Source organism: Brevibacillus fortis, from assembly GCF_003013395.1.
Lineage (GTDB): Bacteria > Bacillota > Bacilli > Brevibacillales > Brevibacillaceae > Brevibacillus > Brevibacillus fortis.
Window position 1 is genome coordinate 18,348 of the sequence record NZ_PXZM01000031.1, and the last position, 25,774, is coordinate 44,121.

The following is a 25,774-nucleotide window of genomic DNA, read 5'->3' on the forward strand; positions in this document are numbered from 1 at the left end:
ATTGGATAGGCAGCACATATAATTAGGAGGAAATACAGATGGATCTACTGTCAAAAACAAGAAGAATTAACCGCATGTTGCAAAAATCCGCGGGTCATGCCGTGAATTTTAATGAAATGTCCCAAGTATTGAGTGACGTTATTGAAGCAAATACTTATGTTGTAAGCCGCAAAGGAAAACTTCTCGGATTTGCGATTCATCAAGAAATGGACAACAGCCGTATGCGCAAGATGCTGGAAGAGCGCCGTTTTCCAGAAGAGTACAGCATGGGGTTACTGAAAGTGGATGAAACATCCGCGAACCTGGATGTAGATAGTCCATACACGATTTTCCCTGTTGAAATGAAAGATGTATTCCGCACAGGTTGGACGACGCTCGTTCCAATTATGGGTGGAGGAGATCGTCTCGGTACGCTGATTTTGGGTCGTATTAACGATCAATTTGTCGATGACGACCTGATTCTTGCAGAAGTAGGGGCAACTGTAGTCGGTATGGAAATCTTGCGCGAGCGTTCTGAAGCAATCGAAGAAGAAGCACGCAGCAAAGCAGTTGTACAAATGGCGATTGGTTCCCTCTCTTATAGTGAGTTGGAAGCAGTTGAGCATATTTTTGAAGAACTCGAAGGCAAAGAAGGCTTGCTTGTTGCCTCCAAAATCGCGGATCGCGTAGGGATTACTCGCTCCGTAATTGTAAACGCACTGCGTAAGCTGGAGAGTGCGGGTGTTATCGAATCCCGCTCTTTGGGGATGAAAGGTACCTTCATTAAAGTGCTGAATGAAAAGCTGTTGCCTGAGCTGGAGAAGCTCAAAACCTCGTAATAGACCTTGCCAAAAGTTACAAGAAAGTAAACAAAAGGTGTAGCAACTCATGTTGCTGCACCTTTATTCATGGGACTTTAGTCCTGGTTATAGCAAAAAATGACACATTATTACCATAAATTATATATTGATTTTTAATGCTCTACTGGACGTTTGCGATGGTTTGAATATGGATTCCTTGTAAAATGCAGTAAAAAAACAGGAAAGATAAGGGATTTAGTCCCATTGAATCATTTTGAAAAACGTCATGAAAAGGGGCTTTTTTGTCCAAATTGATTTTGCTATGATTGAATCGTATTAGGGTGTCGAAAATACAGGAAATATAGGTGGTTTTAGGGAAAACAATTGACTCATATTGGGGGAGAAGGAAAAATGCTGGATAGTTACCATCTGCAGGTCCTGGAGAGATCACTCGACGCTGCAACATTGCGACATAGAACGATCGCAAACAACCTTGCCAACATAGACACCCCTCAATTCAAAAGTCAACAAGTCATCTTCGAGAGCTTTTTGCAAGATGAGTTGAACGCAAGAGCGGGACATGGCAAGTTAGAAGCGTATCGGACCAATCAACGACACCTCCCGTTTGGAAATGCAGGGGGCGTTGCGGTACCACAGGTTGTGTCCAATCCGAATAACTTCATTCAGAACAGTGGCAATGATGTTGACTTGGAATCAGAAACAACAGAATTAGCCAAAAACCAAATTTGGTACAGCGGTTTGACGCAATTGACAGCAGGACATTTTCAAAAGCTACGCAGTGTAATTGATGGTGGAGGTAAATAAGGATGAGCTTGTTTCAGGGAATTAATACAAGTGCTTCTGCCTTAACAGCTAACCGCTTGCGATTGGATACGATTGCTTCCAACATTGCAAATGCGGAAACCACCCGAGCAAACTTCGTAGATGGCGCTTGGCAGCCATATCGGAGGAAAATGGTGGAGTTGTCACCTCGAACAAATGAATCGTTTGATAACTTCCTGCAAGCAGCCGTGGGGACGGTCTCTGGAAGTCGGGGTGGACAAGGTGTGAAGGTTACAGCGATTCAAGAAGACAATACGCCGTTTAAGCGCGTATTTGATCCATCTCACCCAGATGCAGATCAAGACGGATATCTCTTGATGCCGAATGTCGACCCGATGAAAGAGATGGTGGACATGATCTCCGCATCAAGATCATACGAAGCCAACGTGACAGCATTGAACGCTTCCAAATCCATGATGCTAAAAGCATTGGAAATCAAGTAAAGCGGGTGACAGTAAGGAATGGAAATGAGTGCAATCTCCCAACTAACGCCAATTCGAACACCGAGTGTGAACAAGCCAACCCCAGCTGAAGTTTCCCAAGAATTCTCATCGTTTCTATCGGATGCCGTGAATAAAGTGAATCAGGCGCAAGTAGAATCGTCGAATCTTGCTGATAAGTTTGCAGCGGGAGAAATTACTGACTTGCATCAAGTGACTGTTGCAGGGCAAAAAGCTTCCGTGATGCTACAAATGACTATGCAGGTCAGGAACAAGATGATTGAGTCTTATCAAGAAATCATGCGCATGTCGATTTGATCGTTGTTGGTATCCTTTGAGAGGTGAAACATGAACGAACGTTTAGCAGTATACAAAGACCAGTTTATGTCAAAATGGAACCAAATTTCCAAGAAACAAAAATGGATGATTCTCGGTATTTCGCTCTTCCTCTTGATTTCTCTTGGTCTATACATATACATCGCTTCTCAGCCGGTGTACAAACCACTCTACAACCAAAGATTGAGTGAACAAGAAATCGGGACTATCAAGCAAGAGTTGGAAGCATCACAAATCCCTTATCGCATCACAGGGAATGGTACTAGCATCGAGGTTCCTGAAAAAATGGCACAAGATGTCATTGTCGATTTGGCTGCACAAGGTATTCCGAGTCAGGCAGGGATTAATGCAGAAATTTTCTCCAGTACGCTCGGAGTTACAGATCGCCAATTTGATGTCATGAAGAAAGAGGCCTTGCAGCAAGAACTTCGCAAGATGCTGGAACGTGTAAAAGGTGTACGATCCGCACAAGTGATGATTACATTGCCGCAAGAAAGCGTTTGGGTGACAGAGACTCCGGATACAGCGACTGCTTCTGTTATCGTAGATGTTGAACCGGGAATGACTCTTGACCAAAAGCAAATTAACTCGCTTTATCTGCTCGTTTCCCGAAGCGTTCCGAAATTGCCGATGGAAGCGATTGCGATTACTGACCAGTATTCCAATCCGCTTGAACGTTCTGAAGGCAACGAAAACGAAGGAACATTGAGCAGTTTCAAGCAACAGGAAACAATCAAAGCAGATGTTGAAAAGAAAATTCAACAAAATCTGTACAACCTGTTGGGAACAATCATGGGCCGCGATAAAGTCATCGTCCATACGTTCATTAAAATGAACTTTGACAAAGAAAACCGCGTAGAAAATATCGTCGAGGCACCTGACAAAGAGAACAACGAAGGACTTATCATTTCTTCTCAAAAATTATCAAAAGCCTTCTCTGGACAAGGTCAACCTCCAGGAGGAATCGCAGGAACAAATAACAATGCCGTTCCGAACTACCCGGGAGCTACCCCGCAAGGAAGTAACAGTCAATACGAAGAGTTGAACGATACAATTAATCGTGAAGTAAATCGCATCACACGAAATGTTACATCAAGCCCTTACAAGATCGAAGACATCACAATCAATGTTGGGGTAGAACCGCCAGCTGGTGGAACGGTGGATGCTGCTACGCTCGAGAGCATCAAGCAAGTGTTGCGCAATGTTGTTCGTGTCACATTAAGTGATCAGGCATCTGATTTAACTGATGTTGAGTTGGACAAGCATATTTCTGTACTCCCTCGTCAGTTCTCAGGAAAAGCTGAGATTGAGGATTCCAGTGCACTAAGTCCTGCTGTTCTTTGGACAGTTGGTGGTATTGCAGTCTTGGCACTTGCTGCTGTTGCCTTCCTCGTATATCGCAGACGCAGTCAAGCGAAGCAACAACAAGAAGAAGAGGAATTGCCAGACTTGCTGACACCGTTCAACGCGGCCGAAATACCAGACTTGATTTACCAAGAAGATGGAGACCAGGTAGTGGTCAGAAAGCAACTTGAAAAATTGGCGCGAAGCAAACCAGATGAGTTTGTTGTTCTGCTTCGTACTTGGTTAGCAGAAGATTAAGGAGTGAATGGTATGGCTCGCGGCGCTAAAGAGTTGTCAGGACGACAAAAGGCAGCTATCCTCCTCATCTCACTCGGGCCGGAAGTTTCTGCCCAGGTGTTCAAGCATTTGCGTGAGGATGAGATCGAGCAACTGACATTAGAAATCGCCAATGTGCGAAAAGTGGATACGGATGAAAAAGATAAAATTTTATCTGAATTTCACCAGATAGCAGTTGCCAAAGAGGTAATTGCACAAGGCGGGATTACGTACGCCAAAGAAATTTTGCAAAAAGCTTTGGGTGAGACCAAAGCGATGGATATTATCAATCGCTTGACGGCAAACCTTCAAGTTCGACCGTTTGACTTTGCTAGAAAGGCTGACCCAGGTCAAATCCTTAACTTTATCCAAAATGAGCATCCACAGACGATTGCTTTGGTGCTTTCTTATCTGGAGGCTCAACAAGCAGCCATGATCTTGTCCGCTCTACCGCAAGAACGTCAAGCAGAGGTTGCGAAACGTATTGCGACAATGGACAGTACTTCACCGGAAGTAATCGCTCAAGTTGAACAGGTATTGGAGCAAAAGCTCTCTGCCACTGTTACCCAAGATTACACTCAGGCAGGCGGGATCGAAGCGATCGTGGCTGTACTCAATGGTGTCGATCGTGGAACCGAACGCACGATTCTGGATTCCCTCGAAATTCAAGATCCAGAGCTGGCAGAAGAAATCAAGAAGCGTATGTTCGTCTTCGAAGATATTGCTACACTCGACAACCGTTCGATTCAGCGCGTTATCCGCGATGTGGAAAATGCCGATCTGCAACTTTCTCTCAAAGTATCCAGCGAAGAAGTTCGGGAAGTTATTTTCCGGAACATGTCCAAACGGATGGCGGATACCTTCAAAGAAGAAATGGAGTTTATGGGCCCAGTTCGTCTACGCGACGTCGAAGAGGCACAATCTCGTATCGTTGCAATTATCCGTCGCTTAGAGGAGGCTGGTGAGATCATCATCGCCCGCGGTGGAGGAGATGATATCATTGTCTAGGATCATCAAAAGCGCCAATTATCGGCCTTCTGAGGAATCTTTTCTCCTCTCGGTAACGCCTGTACCACTTAAGACGGAAGAAGTTGCCGAAAGGTTGCAAGAAAATCAAGAAATTTTAAATCAAACTGAGATCGAAGCGAAAACGATCATCTCAGATGCAGAAGAAACTGCGCAAAACATCTTGCAGCAAGCTGCGGATCAAGCAGAGCAATTAAGACAAGAGACGCTTGCTCAGATGGAAGAATGGTGGGAACAAAAGCGTCAGGAAGCTGCGCAACTGTTTCAACAAGTACAAGATCAGGCTATGAATGAAGGACACGAGGCAGGCTTCGAAGCGGGAAAACGTGAGGCGTACGAGGAGCAAACAGCTGCTCTCAGCCAAGCAAAAACCATTTTGGAACAAGCGTTTGCCGAGAAAAAACAGATCATAGCTGAGGCAGAGCCTTTCCTAGTGGAACTCAGCATGGAGATCGCTAAAAAAATCATTGGACAGGAAGTGCAACAGCATCCCGAGCAGGTCCTGGAAATGACCAAAAAAGCACTCCGCCGCTCCCGTGTTCACGGTGAGATTACGGTGTGTGTCAACCATAAGTACTTCGATTATGTGCTCGAACATCGTGCTGGTTTTCTGGAATTGTTAGATGGACAAGCAGAGCTCTCCATTTACCCCGACTATACAGTACAAGACGGTGGATGTGTCATCCGTACTGCCTTAGGAAGTGTCGATGCTCGCATCGATACACAAATGGAGGAGATTAAACAAGCACTGCTTACGATTGCCAGAGGAAGTGAGGCTCCATGAGCATCCTAGATCTCTCGAAGTACAAGCACATGCTGCATGGATTAGATCCGATGCGAGTGAATGGCAAAGTGACGCAAGTTGTTGGACTCACCATTGAGTCACAAGGGCCAGAAGTGAAATTAGGCGAGATATGCCATCTATATCCGTCTAACTCAAAGGAACCGATCATCGCAGAAGTCGTTGGTTTTCGTGAAAACAAAGTGCTTTTAATGCCATTAGGCGAATTGACCGAAATTGGTCCAGGTTGTGATGTGGTCGCGACAGGACGTTCGTTAGATGTAAAAGTTGGACCTGAAATACTGGGTTCGATCCTCGATGGATTAGGCCGACCCTATCAAGGCTCACTGCCATTTGGGCTAACGTCTTATCCTACGAACAATATGCCGCCAAATCCGATCCTTCGACCGCGCATTCAAGAACCATTGAGTGTAGGCGTAAGAGCGATAGATGGCCTGCTTACCATCGGGAAAGGTCAGCGGGTCGGTATCTTCGCTGGATCAGGGGTAGGAAAAAGTACATTGATGGGAATGATCGCTAGAAATACTACGGCAGATATCAATGTCATTGGTCTCATTGGAGAACGCGGCCGTGAAGTCATGGAGTTTATTGAGCGCGATCTTGGGGAAGAAGGACTAAAGCGGTCTGTTGTTGTCGTAGCTACTTCCGATCAACCTGCCATGATTCGAATTAAGGGAGCGATGATTGCGACATCCATAGCGGAATATTTTCGCGATCGTGGAATGAATGTCATGCTGATGATGGATTCCGTCACGCGCTTTGCCATGGCACAACGTGAAGTGGGCTTGGCAATCGGAGAACCGCCTGCTACGCGTGGTTATACGCCATCGGTGTTTGCGATGCTGCCAAAGCTGATGGAGCGCGCAGGAACAGCGGATAAGGGAAGTATTACCGCCTTTTATACCGTATTGGTTGATTCTGACGACATGAACGATCCGATTGCGGATGCGGCGCGGGGGATTTTGGACGGTCACATCGTTCTTGACCGAAAAATCGCTCACAAAGGTCACTTCCCTGCTATTGATGTGATGGCGAGTGTAAGTCGTGTCATGAATGAAATCGTCGATAGCAACCATTTGGATGCTGCTCGTCAGCTGAAAAAGCATTTGGCTACGTTTCGTGAAGCGGAGGACCTCATAAATATTGGGGCGTACAAGCCGGGGAGCAACCGGGAAATCGATGCGGCCATTCGCTATCGAGATATCATTTCGGGCTTTACGGCACAAGGAACGCATGAGCCATCTACTTTGCAGGGTGCTATCCAAGCGTTGACAGCTCATTTCGGAGGAGTGAACTAACGTGCGAGTGTTTCAGTTTCATCTCCAAAAGGTTCTTGATATAAAAGAAAAAGAAAAAGAACAAGCAGAGTGGGCTTTCGGAAAGTCGATTCAGCGTAAAAACGAAGAAGAGTGGAAGCTTTCTCAACTAACCGAGCATCATGACGAGATGACGATGAAGCTCCAGGAAGTACAGCTGCAGACATGCAGTGCTGCGCAGCTCATTTCTATTACGCAATATCAGCAATCTGTTGCGAGATCCATTCAGAATCAGCAACGTACCTTGCACGGCTGTGAACAGGATGTGGAACGATGTCAGTCACGATTGACGGAACGTATGAAAGAGTCCAAACTATGGCAACGCCTTCGGGAAAAGTCGCTCCACCAATTTCTGGACGACCAGAAGCAAAGAGAGCAAAAAGAGTTGGATGAGATCGGTACGCAGCTCTATCTTCGCCGAAGCTACTGAGGGAGGTTCCAAATGGAAGAAATCCAAGAAGAACGGGAATACGGCAGGTGGGAATGGTTCTTTTATATGATTGTCATTCCTGCACTGTTTGCCAGCCTCCTTGGCGGTGTGCTCCTGAGCTTGCTCGGAGTAAATGTGTTAGGGACTGTTCTCCACTGGGCTAACTCCATACCGTACGTGGAAAAATTAGTCCCGGACGATTATGCGGCTACTCCCGATTCGGAAGAACAGCCTGACATGGACAAACAAGTGGCAAACCTGCAGCAAGATCAAACAAAAAATCAGCAGCAGATTGCCACGCTAACAGAAGAGTCAGCAAAGAAAGACGCCACCATTGCGGCACTGGAAAAGCAACTGGATGATGTAAACAAAGCAATGGAAGACAAGCGTACGTCTGAGGAAGAGCGTCAAAAGCAATTTACAGACTTGGCAAAAGTATATACCACTATGTCTCCAAAGAATGCGGCAGCCATCATTGAAAAGCTAAAACTACAAGAGTCAGTTGCTGTCATGACAAAAATGAAGCCTGCACAACAGGCAGACATCTTAGCTAAGATGGAACCGAAGAAAGCTGCTGATATTTCGATCTTGTTAAAAGATTCAGTAGTGAACAAAGATGATGATATTGCTGCTCTACAACAACGTGTGGATGTTCTTACAAAGGCGTTGAGCAATACGCGTGATGGGTCTGAATCGAACGAGGATCTAAAGAACACATTTGTTCAATTGCCGCCAGCGGATGCTGCTGCAATCATTCGTTCACTCATGGATACAAACAAGGGTCAAGCTATTGCCTTAATGAAAGATTTGCCTGTGGATAAACGGGCACAAACTCTCTCAGCGATCGCCAGTGACGACAAGAAACAGAAAGAACCAGACAATCTGGCGGCTCGCATTACAGCAGAGTTGCTTCGAAAATAGATTGAGCACTCATCTGTTTTCGTTCCTATAAGCAACAAATTAACAAGAGGAGGTGAACGAGATGAATGTGGCCAATTTGACTCCTGCCGTAGGTTCAGCAGGATCTGTTACAGCGACACCTGTAGCGAATGCGGGAGGAACTGGCTTAGGTCAAATGTTTTCCATGCAATTGATGCAGGTGCTGGATCAGGTGGGGAACCCAGAAGAGACAATGGTGGCATCAGAGGGCTTAAGTGAAGAGGAAATGCTAGCGTTAGCTGAGCTCATGGCATTATTTGCCCAACTACTTGGTTCCGGTCAAGCTACGCAAGACGAATTACCGCCTGAAGCCCAGGAAAAATTTGCGACTGCGATTGAACAACTATTGGGTAAAGCGCAAGGAAATGCCGATCAAGTGAGTGAGGATTTGAAACAGATTCTAGCTAACCTAAAAAAAGGGGAAGCAACTCCAAACGAGCTGGAGAAGCTGGCAGCTCTTCTCGAATCCCTGAAGAATCAAAAAGGAAATGCTGAGGAGTCAAAACGAAGTGGACTGAACTTGCGATCTGATGTGATGGCAAACATGAACACAACACAGCAAGATACGCTCAAGACTTTTACTCCAATGCGTTTGAACCAAGGTCTCACGGCTTACAAGCTGGAGGCAGGGATTCAGTCTCAGACTGTACAGCCTACCCTGCAAGGCGGCCTTTTGAATCAAGAGGGCAATGCACAAGAGGGTATGTTGAATGGAAATGGTCAGACACCGATCATTGCTTCATCTAATACACAGACACAATCTGTACAGACCTTTTCGCAACAGTCGGTCCCAACGCATCATGTGAACGCTAATCAACTGACCCAGCAAGTCACACAGCTCTTCGTGTCTAAAATGCAGTTGACGCAAAACAATGGTGTACATGAGGCAAGGCTGATTCTGAATCCACAATCTTTGGGTCAAGTAGATGTAACGATTACTTCTCAAAATGGAGTGATTACAGCACAGTTCCATGCCGAAACACAGGCTGGAAAGGAAATGCTGGACAACCAGCTTCCACAGCTTCGAGCTGCTTTGACTCAACAAGGCTTGCAGGTTGATCGCTTGGAGGTAAACCAACAGCAGGATACAGCTTTTAACTTCCAACAACAGCGTGAACAAGCGCGACAGCAACAAGAGAATCGACAACAGCAAGATAAAGACGAGCAAGAATTTGCTCTCGATGCCCTGGTAGACACCAATGAATCATCTGAAGTGCTTTGGAATCGATTGCGGGAAACGGCTCGCGGCATTGACGACATCGTCTAGGATTGGATAAAGGAGGAAGCGCCATGAACCATTTTCGAGTGGGGCAACCCTACTTTCCTCCGAAAACGAATCACGTCGCAAAAGCTACTACCCAAACTGCGCCGGGAAACAACAAGTTATTTCAGCAGTATTTGACGGAATCGATTGGCGCTGCAACCAAGGCGGAGCCACTTAGCTTTAGTCAGCATGCCGTCAATCGCTTGCAGGAGCGGGGCATTACGCTCGAAAGACAGCAGATGGAGCGTTTGGAATCCGCTGTCCAAAAAGCAGCCGCCAAAGGCGCAAGAGAGTCTCTCATTATGATGGATAATGTGGCCTATGTCGTGAGCATCGTAAATCGGAAAATTATTACCGCCGTAGACGATGGCAGCATGAAGGACAACGTATTTACTAACATTGACAGTGCCATTTTCGTGTAGGTGGCTGTTTACTGGGCTGGACCTCCTTATGAGGAAGCCCATTCGGCTACTGACTGACAGAGGTAGCCGCTGTAAATGAGAAGGTAAAGGAGGAAATTAGTATGCTTCGATCTATGTACTCAGGTATTTCAGGCTTGCGTGGTTTTCAGACAAAATTGGACGTGATCGGTAATAATATCGCGAACGTTAACACAGTCGGTTTTAAAAAGGGTCGAGTGATGTTTCAAGATATTTTGAGCCAGAACGTTCAAGGGGCTGGGGCTCCTACAGCTGGTGGAAAGGGCGGGACTAACCCGACTCAGATCGGTCTTGGTGCTTCCATTGCTTCTATTGATACTGTTTTCTCAGCAGGTAGTCCAATGACAACCAACCTTCCGACAGATCTATCTATCGAGGGTGACGGATTCTTTATGGTAAGCCCGGATGAAGGAGCCACGATCTATTATACGCGTGCAGGCAACTTTACACGTGATGCTGAGGGGTACCTGGTAAATTCACAAGGTATGAAGCTGATGAACTCTGATCCAGGTGTCATTCAGATCAACCAAAATGATGGAATTGTTTCTTACTCCATCGGAAAAGACGGAGTCATCACAACGGTTGATGAGACAGGTGCATTAGACTCTGCGAATACCATTGGGGTCATGACCTTCAATAATCCAGGTGGTTTGAAGAAGATTGGGAACAATCTTTACGAAAACACAGTAAACGCTGGAGCGAATGATGATGACCCGTTGACACCAGTGACGCCAGCAGATGCAAAAGTAAGCATCATCGCAGGACAACTGGAAATGTCCAACGTTGACCTTTCTGAAGAATTTACAGAAATGATCGTGGCACAACGCGGTTTCCAAGCAAACTCTCGGATCATCACGACATCAGACACAGTACTAGAAGAACTGGTGAACCTGAAACGATAATTTCGTTTAACGGAAAAAAGCCGGGGAAGTGTTCTAAACCTTCCCCAGCTTGATCCGGAAAGGAGCAGCCAATGATTAAGTTAACTCGATTTAACGGCTCTACTTTTTATCTGAACATCACTCACATTGAAACTGTTGAAGCAACTCCGGATAGCGTGATTACGCTGTTCAACGACAGAAAGTACATCGTGAAGGATTCGGTGGAATCCATCGCTGAACGTGTTCAGGCTTTTTATCATAATGTTCCTCCGGCAACGTCTATACCGAGAATGCCGGGTGATTCAAATGAATAGCGGGAGGCATTAGTGATGTTTCAAAATCGATTGTTTAACATGGCTCTAATCATTATCATCGCGATATCGCTACTGGGAGTGATCTCGTTTGTTCTCTGGCAAACGTATCTCTCTCCGGCTGCTCAAACAGCCACAACGGGAGAGCAAGAAGTGAAGCCCCTAACGGCAGAGGAAATGAAAGAGTTCTCCGTTGACACTGGCGAAATTACTACGAACTTGCTAACGAATAATTACATGATTGTACGCTTTAGCATTACGGCGGACAGTGCTGATGCTAAAACAGAGTTGGAGCAGCGTTTGCCACAAGTCAATCAGGTGATTATTAAAACATTGGCGGGGTTGACACCAGAAGACATAAAAGGAACTGAAGGTGTGAACAAGCTGGAAGCAAAAATCATGAATGAAATCAGCTCCCTAATGCAAGAAGGTAAGATTGTTCAAGTAGTGACAACCAAACGCGTCTTGTCATAGGAAGCGATTATGGTATACATAGCAAGGAGGTGACGACATATGGCCGAGGTTCTCTCACAGAGTGAGATTGATGCGCTGTTGGCTGCCCTATCTTCGGGCGAAATGGATGCCAACGAGCTGAAAAAGGAAGAAACTGAGCGTAAAATCAAAGTATATGATTTCAAACGCGCCCTGCGGTTCTCAAAAGATCAGATACGCGGTTTAACGCGAATCCATGAAAACTACGCGAGGCTGTTGACTACGTATTTTTCAGCTCAGCTCCGTACCTTCGTGCAAATTACGGTTGCCTCCGTCGATCAATTGCCGTATGACGAATTTATACGTTCTATTCCCAAGATGACCATCTTGAACATCTTTGAAGCCCCTCCACTGGAAGGACGAATGGTTTTGGAAGTAAATCCAAACATCGCCTATACCATGCTGGATCGACTTCTGGGAGGACAGGGGGCGATTCCGGAAAAGATGGGCGCCCTTACGGAAATTGAAACAACGGTGATGGAACGCGTATTCGGCAAAGCGCTGGATACTTTCCACGAGGCATGGAAGCAAATCATTGAGCTGGATCCGTATCAGGAAGGTTTGGAGATGAATCCACAGTTCATGCAGATCGTCTCACCTAACGAGATTGTCGTGGTAATCTCTTTTAGTACCAAAATCGGGGATACAACGGGAATGATCAACCTCTGTTTGCCTCACGTGGTACTAGAGCCAATCATGACAAAGCTGTCTGGACAATACTGGTTCTCCAAACAAAAGAAAACGCGGGATGAAGAAGAGCGTCTGCGTGTAGAAGAGCGAGTAAAAGTTGCAAAATTGCCGATTGTTGCTGAAATGGGAACGGCTACGATTACTGTAGGAGATTTCCTGCAGCTACAAAAAGGCGATGTCATTCAATTAGATCAATCGATTGACAACAAGTTGAAAATTAAAGTGGGCGACCACTTAAAGTTCTTGGGTCAGCCAGGAACACTTAAAGGAAGAGTGGCCGTACAGATTGATGAAGTCATAGAGGAGGGGGAGGAACAAAATGAGTAGAGATATGCTTTCTCAAGACGAGATTGACGCGCTGTTACGTGCGAACAACTTGGTTGAGGACGAAGAGGAAGCTGTGTCGGTAGTGACCCAGGATGTTGCCGAGTTTCTGTCCCCGTTTGAACAAGATGCACTCGGAGAAATTGGTAATATCTCCTTTGGGAGCGCAGCTACTGCGTTATCTACTTTGTTAAGTCAAAAAGTAGATATTACAACCCCTACTGTTACCGTAGTCAATGTCGATGAATTGGAAAGCGAATTTCCGATTCCTCACGTGGCAGTCCACGTGGAATATACAGATGGTTTCAAAGGAATTAACTTGTTAGTCATTCGCATGGAAGATGCTGCAGTTATCGCGGATCTGATGATGGGTGGAGACGGTAGACCGGCGAACACTGAAATGTCAGAGCTTCATATCAGCGCGGTTCAGGAAGCAATGAATCAGATGATGGGTTCCGCTGCTACATCCATGTCGACGATTTTCAACCAGTTCATTAATATTACACCACCAGGCATCGATGTAATGGATCTTGCGCAAGGCAAGGGCGGAGACAGCTTCTCTGATGATGACAGTCCTTTGGTGAAAGTATCTTTTCGCTTAAAGGTAGGAGAGCAAGGCGAACTTATCGATTCAAATATTATGCAGCTTCTCCCGCTCTCCTTTGCGAAAAAGATGATTGATAGACTAGTTGGAGGTTCAGAGGATGAAGCAGCAGCGGCGGCCCTCATAGATGAGATAGAGATGCCTTCTCTGCCTGCTATGAGTCTGTCGGCTCCTTCTATCCAGCCAAGTGCGCCAGAGCAGCCACAGAGCCACGTACCGCCTGTAGCGCCACCACCACAACAGCCGATGTATCAGCAACCGCAGGGTTACGCACAGCCAATGGGCTACCCAGGACAGCCGATGTATCCTGACGCGTATGGACAACCAATGATGCCACCAGGCTACGCTCCGTACCCAGGTATGTATCAGCAGCCTCCAATGGCTCCGCCAACACCACAGCATTTCGGAGGTCCTGCCGCTAGTCAGGCGAATGTAGTACCAGCACAATTTGCTCCGCTTGGAGGTGCTCCTATGTATACAGGAGACATACAAAACTTGAACTTGCTTCACGACATTCCTTTGCAAGTAACTGTTGAGTTAGGTCGTACGAAAAAGCTTATTAGAGAAATCCTTGACTTGTCCGCTGGATCGATTATACAGTTGGACAAGCTGGCAGGTGAGCATGTAGACATCTTGGTAAACAACAAGTTGATTGCCAAGGGCGAGGTTGTCGTCATTGATGAGAACTTTGGGGTTCGTGTTACAGACATCATCAGTCAGATAGATCGTGTTCAAAAATTACAATAATACAATCAAGAGGGAAGTATTAGGGAGGAGCTATTCATGTCTAACAAAGTTTTAATCGTAGACGATGCAGCATTCATGCGTATGATGATCAAGGAAATTCTTTCGAAAAACGGGTACAGCGTCGTAGGGGAAGCAAGTGACGGTGCACAAGCAGTTGAAAAGTACAAAGAATTGGGACCTGATCTCGTAACTATGGATATTACCATGCCAGAGATGGATGGAATTTCTGCATTGAAAGAAATTAAAAAGTTGGATCCTAACGCACGCGTGATCATGTGCTCCGCGATGGGACAACAAGCGATGGTAATCGATGCGATCCAGGCGGGCGCAAAAGACTTCATCGTAAAACCATTCCAGGCGGATCGCGTTCTGGAAGCGATCAAAAAGACAATGAGCTAATGATGATGATCCGGAATGCAGGGGCAAGACTCATTTTAGCCTTCAGTCTGATCCTGTTGCTTTTCGTCTCCTCCCTGCCGAGTACCGTTTTTGCGGAAGGTTCAGTAGCGGATGCGTACAACCAGGGAAAAGTGCCAACTAGCAATGCGCCCGCCGGCAGTGAACAGCCGGCGGCCATTCCGGGCAGCGGAACAGGAAGTATGATCGGGTATCTAGTTCAAGTCATCTTTTCGCTTGGCTTTATTGCAGTATTGATCTTTTTATTGCTCCGTTTTCTTGGTCGACGTCAAGGTGCTCAAAGTCATGGACCGATTAAAGTGATTAGCGCTACTGCCTTAGGTAGTGGCAAGACACTGCAGGTTGTCATGATCGGCGAGTCGTTGTACATCGTGGGAGTGGGAGAAAATGTTCAATTGCTTCGTAGGATCGAACCGGGTGAAGAAGTAGATCTGATCTTGGCTGACGCAGAGATCAAACCAATGAAAAGCCCAATCTCGCTAGATTGGCTCCCGTTCGGTAAGAAAAAGCAGGCAGAAGAAGAAATCTTGTTTTCTTCTGATATGGAAGGTAAAAGCTTTCAAGATCTGTTGCAGGGTCAATGGAACGACTTGAAAAATCGTCCACAGCAAACAGAACATTGGGAGAAAGAGCAAGCTCAGGACAGAGGGGACCAAAAATGAAATATTTTTTGCAGGTGCTGATGCTTGTTGCAGTGTTGCTATCCGTACCTGAGATGGTCATGGCAGCGCCAGCGGGTACACCGCTTGTTCCGAGCATTGATTTGAAGATAGGTGGCGGAACAGGGACACCGCAGGAGACATCAACGGCCATTCAGCTGTTACTGATTTTGACAGTATTATCTGTAGCTCCAGCCATTTTGCTTTTAATGACCAGTTTTGCCCGAATTGTCATTGTCTTGTCTTTTGTACGAAATGCGCTGGCAACTCAACAAATGCCACCGAACCAGGTATTGATTGCCCTTGCACTATTTATGACTTTTTTCATAATGGCTCCGACACTTGGACAAGTAAACCAAACTGCCGTACAGCCATTTATGCAAGGAAAGCTAACGCAACAGCAGGCATTAGACGCAGCGGTCATACCGTTTAAGGAATTTATGGCAAAACAGACGCGTGAAAAAGATTTAGCGCTATTTCTGGAATACACAAAAGCCGAACGACCTAAATCGATTCAAGATATTCCATTGAATGCGCTGGTCCCTGCTTTTGCCATTAGTGAATTGAAGACGGCTTTTCAAATCGGTTTTATGATATTCATTCCATTTCTCGTAATTGATATGATCGTCTCCAGTATTTTGATGGGGATGGGGATGATGATGTTACCGCCGGTTATGATTTCATTACCGTTTAAGATTTTATTGTTCATCATGGTGGACGGCTGGTATCTCATTGTGAAATCACTTTTGACCAGTTTTTAGCGACATTCCGAATACCTCAGGAGGTAGAGCATGACACAAGAATTACTTATGCAGATTGCCCAAAGCTCTGTTTATACCATCCTGCTGATTTCGGCACCTGCACTTGGGGTCGCCTTACTGGTTGGTTTGATGGTCAGCGTCTTTCAGGCAACGACACAAATTCAGGAGCAGACACTCGCTTTCATTCCAAAGATCGTGGCCGTATTTGTTGTGATCTTGGCTGCTGGCCCATGGATGCTTCGGGTACTGCTTGATTTTACGATGGGGATCTTCGGTAACCTTCATCGTTTTGTTGGGTAGCATATGAATCTTTTTCTGATGTATCTGCCCGTATTCTTGCTTGTTTTTGTCCGAATGAGTGCTTTTTTTGTAACGGCTCCATTCTTCTCCATTCGTGGTGTACCGAATCAGTATAAAATCGGTCTTGCATTTATCATGGCCGTCATCAGTTTTCAATCCTTGCCGGTACAAGGCGAGATTCCGATGGATTTGACTTTTATTCTGTATGTCATGAAGGAAGCACTTGTTGGTGTCATTCTTGGTTACATATGCGAAATGATGTTTATCGCCATTCAGGTTGCCGGCGGACTGATGGATATGCAGATGGGTCTCGCAATGGCAAACGTTATTGACCCTAAAACGGGTACATACATCCCGGTGACAGGTAACTTCAAAAACATTCTCGCCGTCCTGTACTTTTTCAGTATTGACGGGCATCACATGCTGATACGAGGTGTGATAAGTAGTTACCAGATAATACCGGTGGACATCATGTGGGCGGCTTTCGGTAGCGAAAACGTCATGATGACAGCGGTAAAAACATTTCAAACGATGTTTGTAAGTGCATTTATGATTGCGGCACCTATCGTCGTCGCATTGTTTCTGGTTGATCTCTCTCTTGGTATTATCGCCAAATCTGTCCCGCAGTTTAATATCTTTGTGGTGGGTTTGCCCATTAAACTGCTTGCCGGCTTTTTACTGCTTATTGTGGTGATGCCTGCGTTCTTGCTGACCCTGAACGGATTGTTTGGAAACATGTTCCGGGCACTTGCAGAAATGATGAAATCGCTCGGAGGATCACCATGAATCAATTGAGATTTTCTTATGAAGTAGATCTTCAATTTTTTAATGGGGAAAAGACAGAAAAAGCCACGCCCAAGAAAAAGCAAGACGCACGAAAAAAAGGGCAAGTCGCGAAAAGTCAGGATCTTTCCCCAGCCTTATCTTTGACAGCATTTTTCTTTCTGTTAATGATGCTTGGCTCTACCATGCTAGGCACATTTCAAGATTTGATGCGTGAGTCATTGATTACATACACTACGTGGCAACTAAATGAAGAGAATTTGAAAGTCATCGTGATGCAGATTGTATTTGAAGCAATAAAAATTGTAGGACCTATCCTGGCCTTGAGTTTTCTTGTCGCATTTGCGGTGAATTACATGCAAGTAGGCTGGCTAATTAGTACCGAGCCTCTTCAAATGAAGCTGGAAAAGATCGATCCGATTAAAGGGGCAAAACGAATTTTTTCCTTACGCTCGCTCGTAGAGCTACTGAAGTCTTTATTAAAAATAAGCGCAGGCATCTATGTCGCTTATGTCATTTTGTGGAATGCAAAGGAACAAGTTGTACAGCTTTCCTTATTGTCTCTCGGAGCAGTCTTATCGTTTACTGCCGAAGAGGTGACAAAGCTAGGAATCTATCTCGGGTTATTGCTTTTCATTCTCGCGATTCTGGACTACGCCTATCAACGTTATGAGCATGAAAAGAATCTGCGGATGTCCAAGCAGGATCTCAAGGACGAGCATAAGCAAGCGGAAGGTGATCCGCTCATCAAAGGGAAGATTCGTGAACGGCAAAGAAGTATGGCCATTCGCCGTATGATGCAGGAGCTTCCCAAAGCGGATGTCATTATTACGAACCCGACTCACTTTGCTGTTGCTGTTCGCTATGACGCAAGTGCGATGAGTGCACCGACGGTAATCGCCAAGGGGCAAGACTATCTAGCATTAAAAATAAGGGAAGTAGCGAAAAAGCATCGTATCGTTACCATGGAAAACAAGCCCTTGGCCCGGGCTCTCTATAGTCAAGTTGAAGTTGGGCAACAAATTCCCGAAGAGATGTTTAAAGCGGTCGCGGAAGTTCTCGCGTACGTCTACAAGCTGCAAGGGAAAGTGAAATAAATGGAAGGAGGATAACCAGTGGGATTCAAATTTAAAGAAGTTGGTACGATCCTTTTTGTCATAAGCATTGTTGTCATGATGGTAATCCCACTTCCTTCAGCGCTACTAGATTTGCTGTTGATTTTGAATATCTCCCTTGCATTGACCATCTTGCTTGTGTCGATGTATACAAAAGAAACTTTGGAATTCTCGATCTTTCCGACGGTTTTACTTATTACAACACTTTTTCGCCTAGCCTTGAACGTGTCGACGACGAGAAATATTCTATCGCACGGTGAAGGCGGTAAAGTTATCGAAACGTTTGGTAGCTTCGTAGTCGGTGGTAATCAAGTCGTCGGTTTCGTTGTGTTTCTGATCTTGATCATCATTCAGTTTATCGTTATCACCAAAGGTTCTGAGCGTGTCGCTGAGGTAGCTGCACGTTTTACGCTGGATGCGATGCCTGGTAAACAGATGAGTATCGACGCGGATCTGAATGCAGGAATGATCACAGAAGCAGATGCACGTGTCCGAAGAAAAAAGATTGAGAACGAAGCTGACTTTTATGGAGCAATGGATGGTGCCAGCAAATTCGTAAAAGGGGACGCCATCGCGGGTATTATCATTTTTATCGTAAATATTATCGGTGGTTTTATCATCGGAATGCTCATTCATGATATGAGTTTTGCCGAGTCTGCCTCTCGTTTCACTACCATGTCTGTCGGTGACGCACTGGTGAGCCAGATTCCAGCGCTCTTAATCTCGACAGCTGCGGGTATTATTGTAACTCGTTCCACTTCTGGTGAAGGTCTGGGAGAAGACATCGTCAAGCAAATGTTCAGCTTTCCTCGCCTTCTCTATATCGTAAGCGGATGCATGTTGTTACTAGGTCTCTTTACACCGATTGGAATTCTGCCTGTACTCCCGGTATGCGGGATAATGGCATTTGCTGCTTGGAAAATGGAGAAGAACCAAAAGATGCAAATCCAGGAATCCGCCGACAAGGTGGAAGAGCAGCAAATGGAAGAAGTGCGCAGTCCAGAAAGCGTTGTGAACCTGTTACAGGTTGATCCGATCGAATTCGAGTTCGGTTATGGATTAATCCCGCTTGCCGATGTGAAGCAGGGAGGAGATCTGCTAGATCGGGTCATTATGATTCGAAGGCAAATCGCACTGGAGATGGGGATCGTTGTACCGGTCATTCGTATACGTGACAACATCCAGCTTCGACCGAATGAATATATGATCAAAATAAAAGGCAACCAAGTCGCAAAAGGGGAAATCATGCTGGATCACTACCTGGCGATGAGCCCGGGGATCGAAGATGATTCTATTGTTGGTATAGAAACCGTAGAACCTGCGTTTGGATTGCCTGCATTATGGGTAACAGAAGAGAATAAGGAGATTGCTGAGCTGTCTGGTTATACAGTTGTCGATCCGCCATCTGTTGTGGCTACACATTTGACAGAGGTTATCAAGCGACATGCGCACGAATTGTTAGGTCGCCAGGAAACAAGGGCCCTGATCGACAATGTACGGGAGACAGCACCAGTTCTCGTAGACGAGCTGATTCCGAGTCTGCTTGCCATTGGGGACGTACAAAAAGTATTGCAAAAACTGTTGCGTGAAAAAGTGTCTGTTCGAAATCTTCACGTCATTCTTGAAGCACTTGCGGATCATGCCTTGTTTACAAAAGATCCAGATGTGTTGACTGAATATGTGAGACAGGCCATGGCGAGACAGATTACACTCCAATTTACGGAGCCTGGACAACCACTTCGCGTGCTTACAGCTGGAGCAGGATTGGAAAAAGCAATCTCTGAACGTGTGGAACAGTCTGAGCAAGGAAGCTATCTGGCGATGGATCCGGAAACGTCTCAGCGAATATTCCAAAACATGTCGACTGAAGTGAGCAAAATGATCAACTCGGGTCAACAGCCGATCATTCTTTCATCACCAGCGGTCCGAATGTACTTGCGTCAATTAGTAGATCGTATGATGCCAGACGTTCCCGTTTTGTCGTACAGCGAGCTCGAACCACATGTTGAAGTGCAAAGCGTAGGGATGGTGAACATTTCGTGAGGGTAAAACGTTACATTGTCGATTCGATGCCAGAAGCAATGGAAAAAATCAGGACGGACTTAGGAATGGATGCAGTGATTCTTAATTCCAAGCCGATCAAAACAGGTGGATTGTTCGGGATGTTTGGCAAACAACGAATCGAAGTAATCGCCGCTGTCGATGAAAAGGCATCTGAGCGAGAAAATTCCACCGTAGCAGCTGAACATCGAACCAACAACGTTTTGCCCAAATCGCAGACGGGTACGTACACGGCTGCTCAAGCGTATCGAAGACCGACTGTGACAAAAACTTCTGAGACTCAACAAGTTGAATCATCAGGTAGGGAGCAGGTCGTAGCTGCGATGACACAAACCGCGGTTGCGACGCCTCCCAAAGAAGAGATTTCAGATACGAGAGCTGTGCTAAAGCAGGTAGAACCAACTGAGCAGCATGCTCCTGTCGCGACATCCCAAGAAAGAGCATTACATGCAAGCAATCATGACGCGATTGCTACTGAAATGCGAGATATGCGTCAAATGTTTCAAAAGCTGTTGGTGCATGATTTAAGTGAACAACTTCCTCCGGAGATACAGTCTATTCGTGCAAAGTTACTGAAACAAGAAGTGACTGAAGAGCTAACAGCGGAAATCATTCGAAAAGTAATGGAAATGTCGCATCCGGGTGAAAAGTGGACGGAGGAAGAAGCGTTTACGGTATGCCGAAAGATTATTACTTCCATGATCGAGCCATATACAGCATCTTCCCCAAAGCTGGGTAAGAATGTCCGATATGCTTTCTTTTTCGGTCCGACAGGGGTAGGAAAAACAACGACCATTGCGAAGCTCGCGGCGAACAGCATGTTGAAGGAAAAGCGAAAAATCGGCTTTATCACGGCTGATACGTATCGAATGGCGGCTGTAGAACAACTGAAGACGTACGCAAACATCCTGAATGTCCCGCTAGAGGTTGTCTTTTCTCCTAAAGAAATGGCGACAGCGATGGAACGCTTAAGTGATTGTGACCTCATTTTTGTAGATACGGCTGGACGAAATTTTCGCAACGATGAATACGTGGAAGGCATTCGTGAATTGTTGGAGCATGGAAAAGACAGCGTGAACTACCTAGTACTTAGCTTGAGCTCCAAATTCAACGATATGAAAGCGATCGTCGAAAACTTTGCGGAAGTTCAAGTGAAGCAAGTCATATTTACAAAAGCGGATGAAACGAAGAGCTTTGGCACGATGCTGAATGTTTGTCAGGAGATGAATTTACAACTCTCCTATGTAACGACAGGTCAAAATGTACCAGATGATATCGTTGTGGCTACACCCGAGTTAGTTTCAACGATGATTATGGGAGAGTAAACAGATGCGTGACCAAGCAGAGCAACTCCGTGAGCGGATGCTACAAAACAAGAAGACACGACCAACTAGACTGGTGACAGTGACGAGTGGAAAAGGTGGTGTCGGCAAGTCCAATTTCAGCTTAAATTTTGGACTTGGTTTGATTGAGAAGGGTCATAAGGCGGTTTTGTTTGACTTGGATCTGGGTCTGGCAAATCTGGATGTATTAATGGGGATAACACCAAAAAAGCATCTGTTTCATTTGTTAGAGCCAGATACGACTGTTTGGGACATTATCGAGCACGGGCCAGGAGGTTTAGAATTCATCGCGGGTGGTTCTGGATTTACGCAGATTATGCAGTTAGATGATCACAAACTCGATCGCTTGTTTTCGCATCTGGACCCGCTGCAAGGCTATGCCGACACAATCATTTTTGATACGGGAGCAGGTTTTTCTAAAGAATCCATGCGATTCATGCTCTCCTCAGATGAGGTCATTCTCGTTACCACCCCCGAACCACCAGCAATAACGGATGCATATGCAGTCATCAAAATGCTACACGCACGTAATCCCGCTGTCTCCATTCGTTTGGTGATAAACCGAGCGTCGTCGGAGAGAGAAGGGAAAATGACGGCGGACAAGCTTGCGATGGTTTCCAAACGCTTTTTGAATATGGATATTCAGTCGCTTGGATATGTTTCGGATGATCCTTATGTTTCAAAAGCTGTTAAACAGCAGCGTCCTTTTCTACTTACATATCCACAATCGCAAGCCGCGAGAAGCATACGAAATCTGGTAGAACGGTATTTGGATCGACCGGTCACTACAGATGCTTCTGTCAGTGGTCTCAAAGGTTTTCTTGCGAGGTTGAGGCACTTCATACGATGAGACATAAAAGTAGGAAGGGAGCGACATTCAAATGAGCAAAATCCGCGTTCTCGTCACGGACGATTCTGCATTCATGCGTAAAGTCATTTCGGACATTTTATCTACTGATCCTGAGATTGAAGTCATTGATCGAGCCAAGAATGGACTCGAATGTATTGAAAAATGTAAAGAACTGGCGCCGGATGTTCTCACACTCGACATTGAAATGCCGGTCATGAACGGTTTGGACGCTCTGGAAAAACTGATGAATGAGTGCCCAGTTCCGATCGTCATGTTGAGCAGCCTGACAAAAGAAGGAGCCGATGCTACGATTCATGCGTTGGAACTAGGCGCGTTTGACTTTGTAACGAAGCCTTCTGGTCCAATTTCTCTCGACATCCACAAAGTGGGCGATCGTCTTATCGAACGAGTAAAGGCTGCGGCAGCATCGAAAGTACGTTTGAGGAAGCAGATCCCTCGCGTAGTCAAACCGGTATCTCCAGAATCAAAAGCTGCACCTGGAACACCGGAATCTCCAGTAATCCGTACGAAAATACCGAGCCCGCCTGCCGTGATGCGGTCACAAGTGGGCGGAAAGGCAAGACTGGTGGTTCTAGGTACTTCCACAGGTGGTCCTAAAGCATTGCAGAGTGTACTAACTGCAATTCCGGCGAACTTTCCGGCACCAATTGCCATCGTTCAGCATATGCCAGCAGGTTTCACAAAATCGTTAGCAAATCGGCTAGACTCGTTATGCCAAATTAGAGTAACCGAGGTTGTCGATGGCGAGTATTTGGAAAATGGTACAGCTTACATCGCTCCAGGAGGCTTCCATTTCGAAGTTCGTCAAGTAAATGGGAGACTGCAGGCCTATTTACATCAAGAGGAGCCACGAGGCGGTCACAGACCGTCTGTCGATATCCTGTTTGAATCAGTCAGTCAATTGACAAATGTAGACAAATGGGCAATCATCATGACAGGCATGGGAAATGATGGGACTAAAGGGCTAAAGCTGATGAAGGAGCTTGGCCGTGTCACTAGTATTGTCGAAGACGAGACGAGTTGTGTCGTATATGGAATGCCGCGAGCAGCGATTCAAGCAGGCTTGGCAGATAACGTGGCCCCATTAGAAAAGATTCCGGAGCTGTTGTGCAAGCTCTTGCACTGATTTTTGGGAGGTGGATCACCTATGGATATGAATCAGTATTTGGACATGTTTATTGAGGAGTCAAAGGAACACCTACAGGCAATCAACGCCAACTTGTTACTTTTGGAAAGTGATCCGGGTAATATTGGCCACGTCAAAGAAATTTTTCGTTCCGCACATACATTGAAGGGTATGTCGGCGACCATGGGCTTTGAGGACATGGCGAGTTTGACTCACGAAGCGGAAAATGTACTCGACCTGATTCGCAATCAGAAGTTAACGATTACCAGTGATATCATGGACGCTATTTTTCAGAGCGTAGACTTGATTGAAGGCATGGTAATCGATATCACTGAAGGTGGAGATGGTTCAGCGGATGTATCCGCTATTGTAAAGAAGCTGCGGGCGATTGTAGCTGGAGACTTTTCAGCCGAGCAGGAAGTAGCAGCTACTACGATGACAGTGGAAGCACCGCAAGAGGAAAGTACGCCAGCTGAAGATCATGAGCTGGATGATTATGCAATGATGGTCTTGAAGCAGTCTCAGGAGCTCGGAAACAACGTTTTGTGGATCAAAGTGACATTAAATGAAAACTGCATGCTCAAGGCTGCTCGCTCTTACATGGTTTTTGATCAATTGGAATCCATGGGCGAAGTGATCAAAACGAAGCCAGCTGTTGAAGATATCGAGAACGAGCGGTTTGAACAATCGTTTGAAATCGCATATGTGACGGAGCAATCGATTGAAAAAGTCCGCAATACGATTCTTAACATTTCGGAAATCCAAGATGTGACAATCGAAACCATTCAATTGAAGAGTGAAGCTCCACCTGCCCCCGTTGTGCAACAGGCACCTGCATCAGCAGAAAAAGGCGCAGCGGAAGCCCCACAAGCACCTGTGAAGAAGGCAACGGCTGGTGGGAAAACAATTCGTGTCGATATCGAACGTCTGGATATCTTGATGAATCTGTTCAGCGAATTAGTCATTGATCGCGGTCGTCTGGAGCAGTTGGCACGGGAGATCGGAAAGAACGAATTGCAGGAAACCGTAGAGCACATGAGCCGGATTAGTGGCGATTTGCAAAACATCATTCTGACGATGCGCATGGTTCCAGTGGAGCAAGTGTTCAATCGTTTTCCACGTATGATTCGTGATTTGCAAAAAGATCTGAATAAAAAAGTGCATCTGGAGATTATCGGTGCGGAGACAGAGTTGGACCGTACCGTCATCGACGAAATCGGTGATCCACTCAATCACTTGCTGCGTAACTCGCTTGACCACGGAATTGAGTCTCCAGCAGACCGGAAAAAGGCGGGTAAGCCAGAGGAAGGAAAAATCGAGCTGCGCGCTTTCCACAGTGGGAACCATGTATTTATTGAAGTAAAAGATGACGGTGCAGGAATCAATAAAGATAAAGTTCTCAAGAAAGCGCTTGAGAGAGGGATTGTCAATCCTGCCATTGCAGACAGCATGAGTGACAAGCAAATCCACGAGTTGCTATTTGCAGCTGGCTTTAGTACAGCGGAGGTTGTTTCTGATATTTCCGGTCGTGGTGTTGGACTGGATGTCGTTAAGTCCAAAATTGAATCGTTGGGTGGCAGCGTCGGCGTAGATTCTGTGCGCGGCCAGGGCACGACTTTCCTCATTCAATTGCCACTTACGCTCTCGATCATTTCCGCGATGCTGGTACAAGTGAAAGATGAGAAGTACGCTGTCCCACTCAGCTCCATTATTGAGACGGCTGTATTTAAAAAGGAACAGATCATGATGGCTCACCGCCAAAAAGTGATCGACTTCCGGGGACGTGTTGTTCCGCTCGTTTCGCTGCAGGACATTTTCCAAGTACCTGATAATGGGGAAACGATGGAAGATGAAGTGGCAGTCGTCATCGTACGTAAAGGTGAGAAAATGGCAGGCCTTGTCGTCGATTCGTTCATCGGTCAACAAGAGATTGTTCTAAAATCTCTCGGCAAATATTTGGTCAATGTATTTGCCATCTCAGGTGCAACGATCCTAGGAGACGGTCAGGTCGCGCTCATCATAGATTGTAACTCGCTGATTAAGTAGAAGGAGGG

Annotated in this window: 28 protein-coding genes; all 28 read left to right on the forward strand. The window is 45.9% G+C overall.

The genetic code is table 11. From position 1 onward, the window contains the following. Positions 1 to 38 precede the first annotated feature (38 nt). The 28 genes from codY (at position 39) to C7R93_RS19080 (ending at position 25,766) form a co-directional block, all read left to right on the forward strand. Positions 39 to 818 carry a GTP-sensing pleiotropic transcriptional regulator CodY gene (gene codY, locus C7R93_RS18945; RefSeq protein ID WP_106840278.1) on the forward strand — a complete coding sequence of 260 codons (780 nt, stop codon included), beginning with the start codon at positions 39 to 41 and terminating at the stop codon, positions 816 to 818. Between the two features lie 372 nt (positions 819 to 1,190). After that, positions 1,191 to 1,604, forward strand: a complete 414-nt coding sequence (gene flgB / locus C7R93_RS18950) for a flagellar basal body rod protein FlgB (protein WP_106840279.1) — start codon at positions 1,191 to 1,193, stop codon at positions 1,602 to 1,604. A 2-nt stretch (positions 1,605 to 1,606) separates the two neighbouring features. Then, entirely contained in the window at positions 1,607 to 2,065 is a 459-nt protein-coding gene (flgC, locus tag C7R93_RS18955; protein ID WP_106840280.1) for a flagellar basal body rod protein FlgC, read from the forward strand. A gap of 18 nt (positions 2,066 to 2,083) precedes the next feature. Then, positions 2,084 to 2,380: a flagellar hook-basal body complex protein FliE gene (gene fliE, locus C7R93_RS18960; protein ID WP_106840281.1), complete on the forward strand. Its 297-nt coding sequence runs from the start codon at positions 2,084 to 2,086 to the stop codon at positions 2,378 to 2,380. 30 nt (positions 2,381 to 2,410) lie between these two features. Continuing rightward, positions 2,411 to 4,000 (forward strand): flagellar basal-body MS-ring/collar protein FliF, encoded by a 1,590-nt coding sequence (gene fliF / locus C7R93_RS18965; RefSeq protein ID WP_106840282.1) that lies wholly within the window; start codon positions 2,411 to 2,413, stop codon positions 3,998 to 4,000. A gap of 12 nt (positions 4,001 to 4,012) precedes the next feature. Further along, positions 4,013 to 5,026, forward strand: coding sequence for a flagellar motor switch protein FliG (fliG, locus tag C7R93_RS18970; RefSeq protein ID WP_007719331.1), 1,014 nt, complete (start codon positions 4,013 to 4,015; stop codon positions 5,024 to 5,026). Continuing rightward, positions 5,010 to 5,828: a flagellar assembly protein FliH gene (gene fliH / locus C7R93_RS18975; protein ID WP_106840283.1), complete on the forward strand. Its 819-nt coding sequence runs from the start codon at positions 5,010 to 5,012 to the stop codon at positions 5,826 to 5,828. Before fliG ends, fliH begins: the two co-directional genes overlap by 17 nt. Continuing rightward, positions 5,825 to 7,144, forward strand: a complete 1,320-nt coding sequence (fliI, locus tag C7R93_RS18980) for a flagellar protein export ATPase FliI (RefSeq protein WP_106840284.1) — start codon at positions 5,825 to 5,827, stop codon at positions 7,142 to 7,144. Before fliH ends, fliI begins: the two co-directional genes overlap by 4 nt. A 1-nt stretch (position 7,145) precedes the next feature. Next, the gene (fliJ, locus tag C7R93_RS18985; RefSeq protein ID WP_106840285.1) at positions 7,146 to 7,592 is read left to right on the forward strand and encodes a flagellar export protein FliJ; all 447 of its coding nucleotides are present in this window, start codon (positions 7,146 to 7,148) and stop codon (positions 7,590 to 7,592) included. A gap of 12 nt (positions 7,593 to 7,604) precedes the next feature. Then, on the forward strand, positions 7,605 to 8,513 hold the full coding sequence (locus tag C7R93_RS18990; RefSeq protein ID WP_106840286.1) for a MotE family protein: 909 nt from the start codon (positions 7,605 to 7,607) through the stop codon (positions 8,511 to 8,513). 61 nt (positions 8,514 to 8,574) lie between these two features. Further along, positions 8,575 to 9,798 carry a flagellar hook-length control protein FliK gene (locus tag C7R93_RS18995; RefSeq protein WP_106840287.1) on the forward strand — a complete coding sequence of 408 codons (1,224 nt, stop codon included), beginning with the start codon at positions 8,575 to 8,577 and terminating at the stop codon, positions 9,796 to 9,798. Positions 9,799 to 9,821: 23 nt separating this feature from the next. Beyond that, positions 9,822 to 10,217: a TIGR02530 family flagellar biosynthesis protein gene (locus C7R93_RS19000; RefSeq protein ID WP_106840288.1), complete on the forward strand. Its 396-nt coding sequence runs from the start codon at positions 9,822 to 9,824 to the stop codon at positions 10,215 to 10,217. Between the two features lie 101 nt (positions 10,218 to 10,318). Beyond that, positions 10,319 to 11,137 carry a flagellar basal body rod protein FlgG gene (gene flgG, locus C7R93_RS19005; RefSeq protein ID WP_106840289.1) on the forward strand — a complete coding sequence of 273 codons (819 nt, stop codon included), beginning with the start codon at positions 10,319 to 10,321 and terminating at the stop codon, positions 11,135 to 11,137. Between the two features lie 71 nt (positions 11,138 to 11,208). Continuing rightward, a complete protein-coding gene (locus tag C7R93_RS19010; RefSeq protein WP_106840290.1) occupies positions 11,209 to 11,430 on the forward strand; it encodes a flagellar FlbD family protein in 222 nt (73 codons plus the stop codon). A 15-nt stretch (positions 11,431 to 11,445) separates the two neighbouring features. Beyond that, on the forward strand, positions 11,446 to 11,901 hold the full coding sequence (locus C7R93_RS19015; RefSeq protein WP_106840291.1) for a flagellar basal body-associated FliL family protein: 456 nt from the start codon (positions 11,446 to 11,448) through the stop codon (positions 11,899 to 11,901). A gap of 39 nt (positions 11,902 to 11,940) precedes the next feature. Next, entirely contained in the window at positions 11,941 to 12,936 is a 996-nt protein-coding gene (gene fliM / locus C7R93_RS19020) for a flagellar motor switch protein FliM (RefSeq protein WP_106840292.1), read from the forward strand. Continuing rightward, positions 12,929 to 14,284 carry a flagellar motor switch phosphatase FliY gene (fliY, locus tag C7R93_RS19025; RefSeq protein WP_106840293.1) on the forward strand — a complete coding sequence of 452 codons (1,356 nt, stop codon included), beginning with the start codon at positions 12,929 to 12,931 and terminating at the stop codon, positions 14,282 to 14,284. Before fliM ends, fliY begins: the two co-directional genes overlap by 8 nt. A gap of 36 nt (positions 14,285 to 14,320) precedes the next feature. Further along, positions 14,321 to 14,683, forward strand: coding sequence for a response regulator (locus C7R93_RS19030; protein WP_007719294.1), 363 nt, complete (start codon positions 14,321 to 14,323; stop codon positions 14,681 to 14,683). Next, positions 14,683 to 15,363 carry a flagellar biosynthetic protein FliO gene (locus C7R93_RS19035; protein ID WP_106840294.1) on the forward strand — a complete coding sequence of 227 codons (681 nt, stop codon included), beginning with the start codon at positions 14,683 to 14,685 and terminating at the stop codon, positions 15,361 to 15,363. The genes C7R93_RS19030 and C7R93_RS19035 overlap by 1 nt, the downstream gene beginning before the upstream one ends. Further along, positions 15,360 to 16,121, forward strand: a complete 762-nt coding sequence (fliP, locus tag C7R93_RS19040; RefSeq protein ID WP_106840295.1) for a flagellar type III secretion system pore protein FliP — start codon at positions 15,360 to 15,362, stop codon at positions 16,119 to 16,121. Before C7R93_RS19035 ends, fliP begins: the two co-directional genes overlap by 4 nt. 30 nt (positions 16,122 to 16,151) lie before the next feature. Then, positions 16,152 to 16,421, forward strand: coding sequence for a flagellar biosynthesis protein FliQ (gene fliQ, locus C7R93_RS19045; RefSeq protein WP_007719290.1), 270 nt, complete (start codon positions 16,152 to 16,154; stop codon positions 16,419 to 16,421). Between the two features lie 3 nt (positions 16,422 to 16,424). Further along, positions 16,425 to 17,207, forward strand: coding sequence for a flagellar biosynthetic protein FliR (fliR, locus tag C7R93_RS19050; protein ID WP_106840296.1), 783 nt, complete (start codon positions 16,425 to 16,427; stop codon positions 17,205 to 17,207). Next, positions 17,204 to 18,301, forward strand: coding sequence for a flagellar biosynthesis protein FlhB (flhB, locus tag C7R93_RS19055; protein WP_106840297.1), 1,098 nt, complete (start codon positions 17,204 to 17,206; stop codon positions 18,299 to 18,301). Before fliR ends, flhB begins: the two co-directional genes overlap by 4 nt. 18 nt (positions 18,302 to 18,319) lie before the next feature. Beyond that, entirely contained in the window at positions 18,320 to 20,362 is a 2,043-nt protein-coding gene (gene flhA, locus C7R93_RS19060; RefSeq protein ID WP_106840298.1) for a flagellar biosynthesis protein FlhA, read from the forward strand. Further along, positions 20,359 to 21,705 (forward strand): flagellar biosynthesis GTPase FlhF, encoded by a 1,347-nt coding sequence (flhF, locus tag C7R93_RS19065; RefSeq protein ID WP_106840299.1) that lies wholly within the window; start codon positions 20,359 to 20,361, stop codon positions 21,703 to 21,705. The genes flhA and flhF overlap by 4 nt, the downstream gene beginning before the upstream one ends. Positions 21,706 to 21,709: 4 nt before the next feature. Next, positions 21,710 to 22,573, forward strand: a complete 864-nt coding sequence (locus C7R93_RS19070; protein ID WP_106840300.1) for a MinD/ParA family protein — start codon at positions 21,710 to 21,712, stop codon at positions 22,571 to 22,573. 31 nt (positions 22,574 to 22,604) lie between these two features. Then, positions 22,605 to 23,720 carry a protein-glutamate methylesterase/protein-glutamine glutaminase gene (locus tag C7R93_RS19075; RefSeq protein WP_106840301.1) on the forward strand — a complete coding sequence of 372 codons (1,116 nt, stop codon included), beginning with the start codon at positions 22,605 to 22,607 and terminating at the stop codon, positions 23,718 to 23,720. A 21-nt stretch (positions 23,721 to 23,741) separates the two neighbouring features. Next, positions 23,742 to 25,766, forward strand: coding sequence for a chemotaxis protein CheA (locus tag C7R93_RS19080; protein ID WP_106840302.1), 2,025 nt, complete (start codon positions 23,742 to 23,744; stop codon positions 25,764 to 25,766). Positions 25,767 to 25,774: the final 8 nt, after the last annotated feature.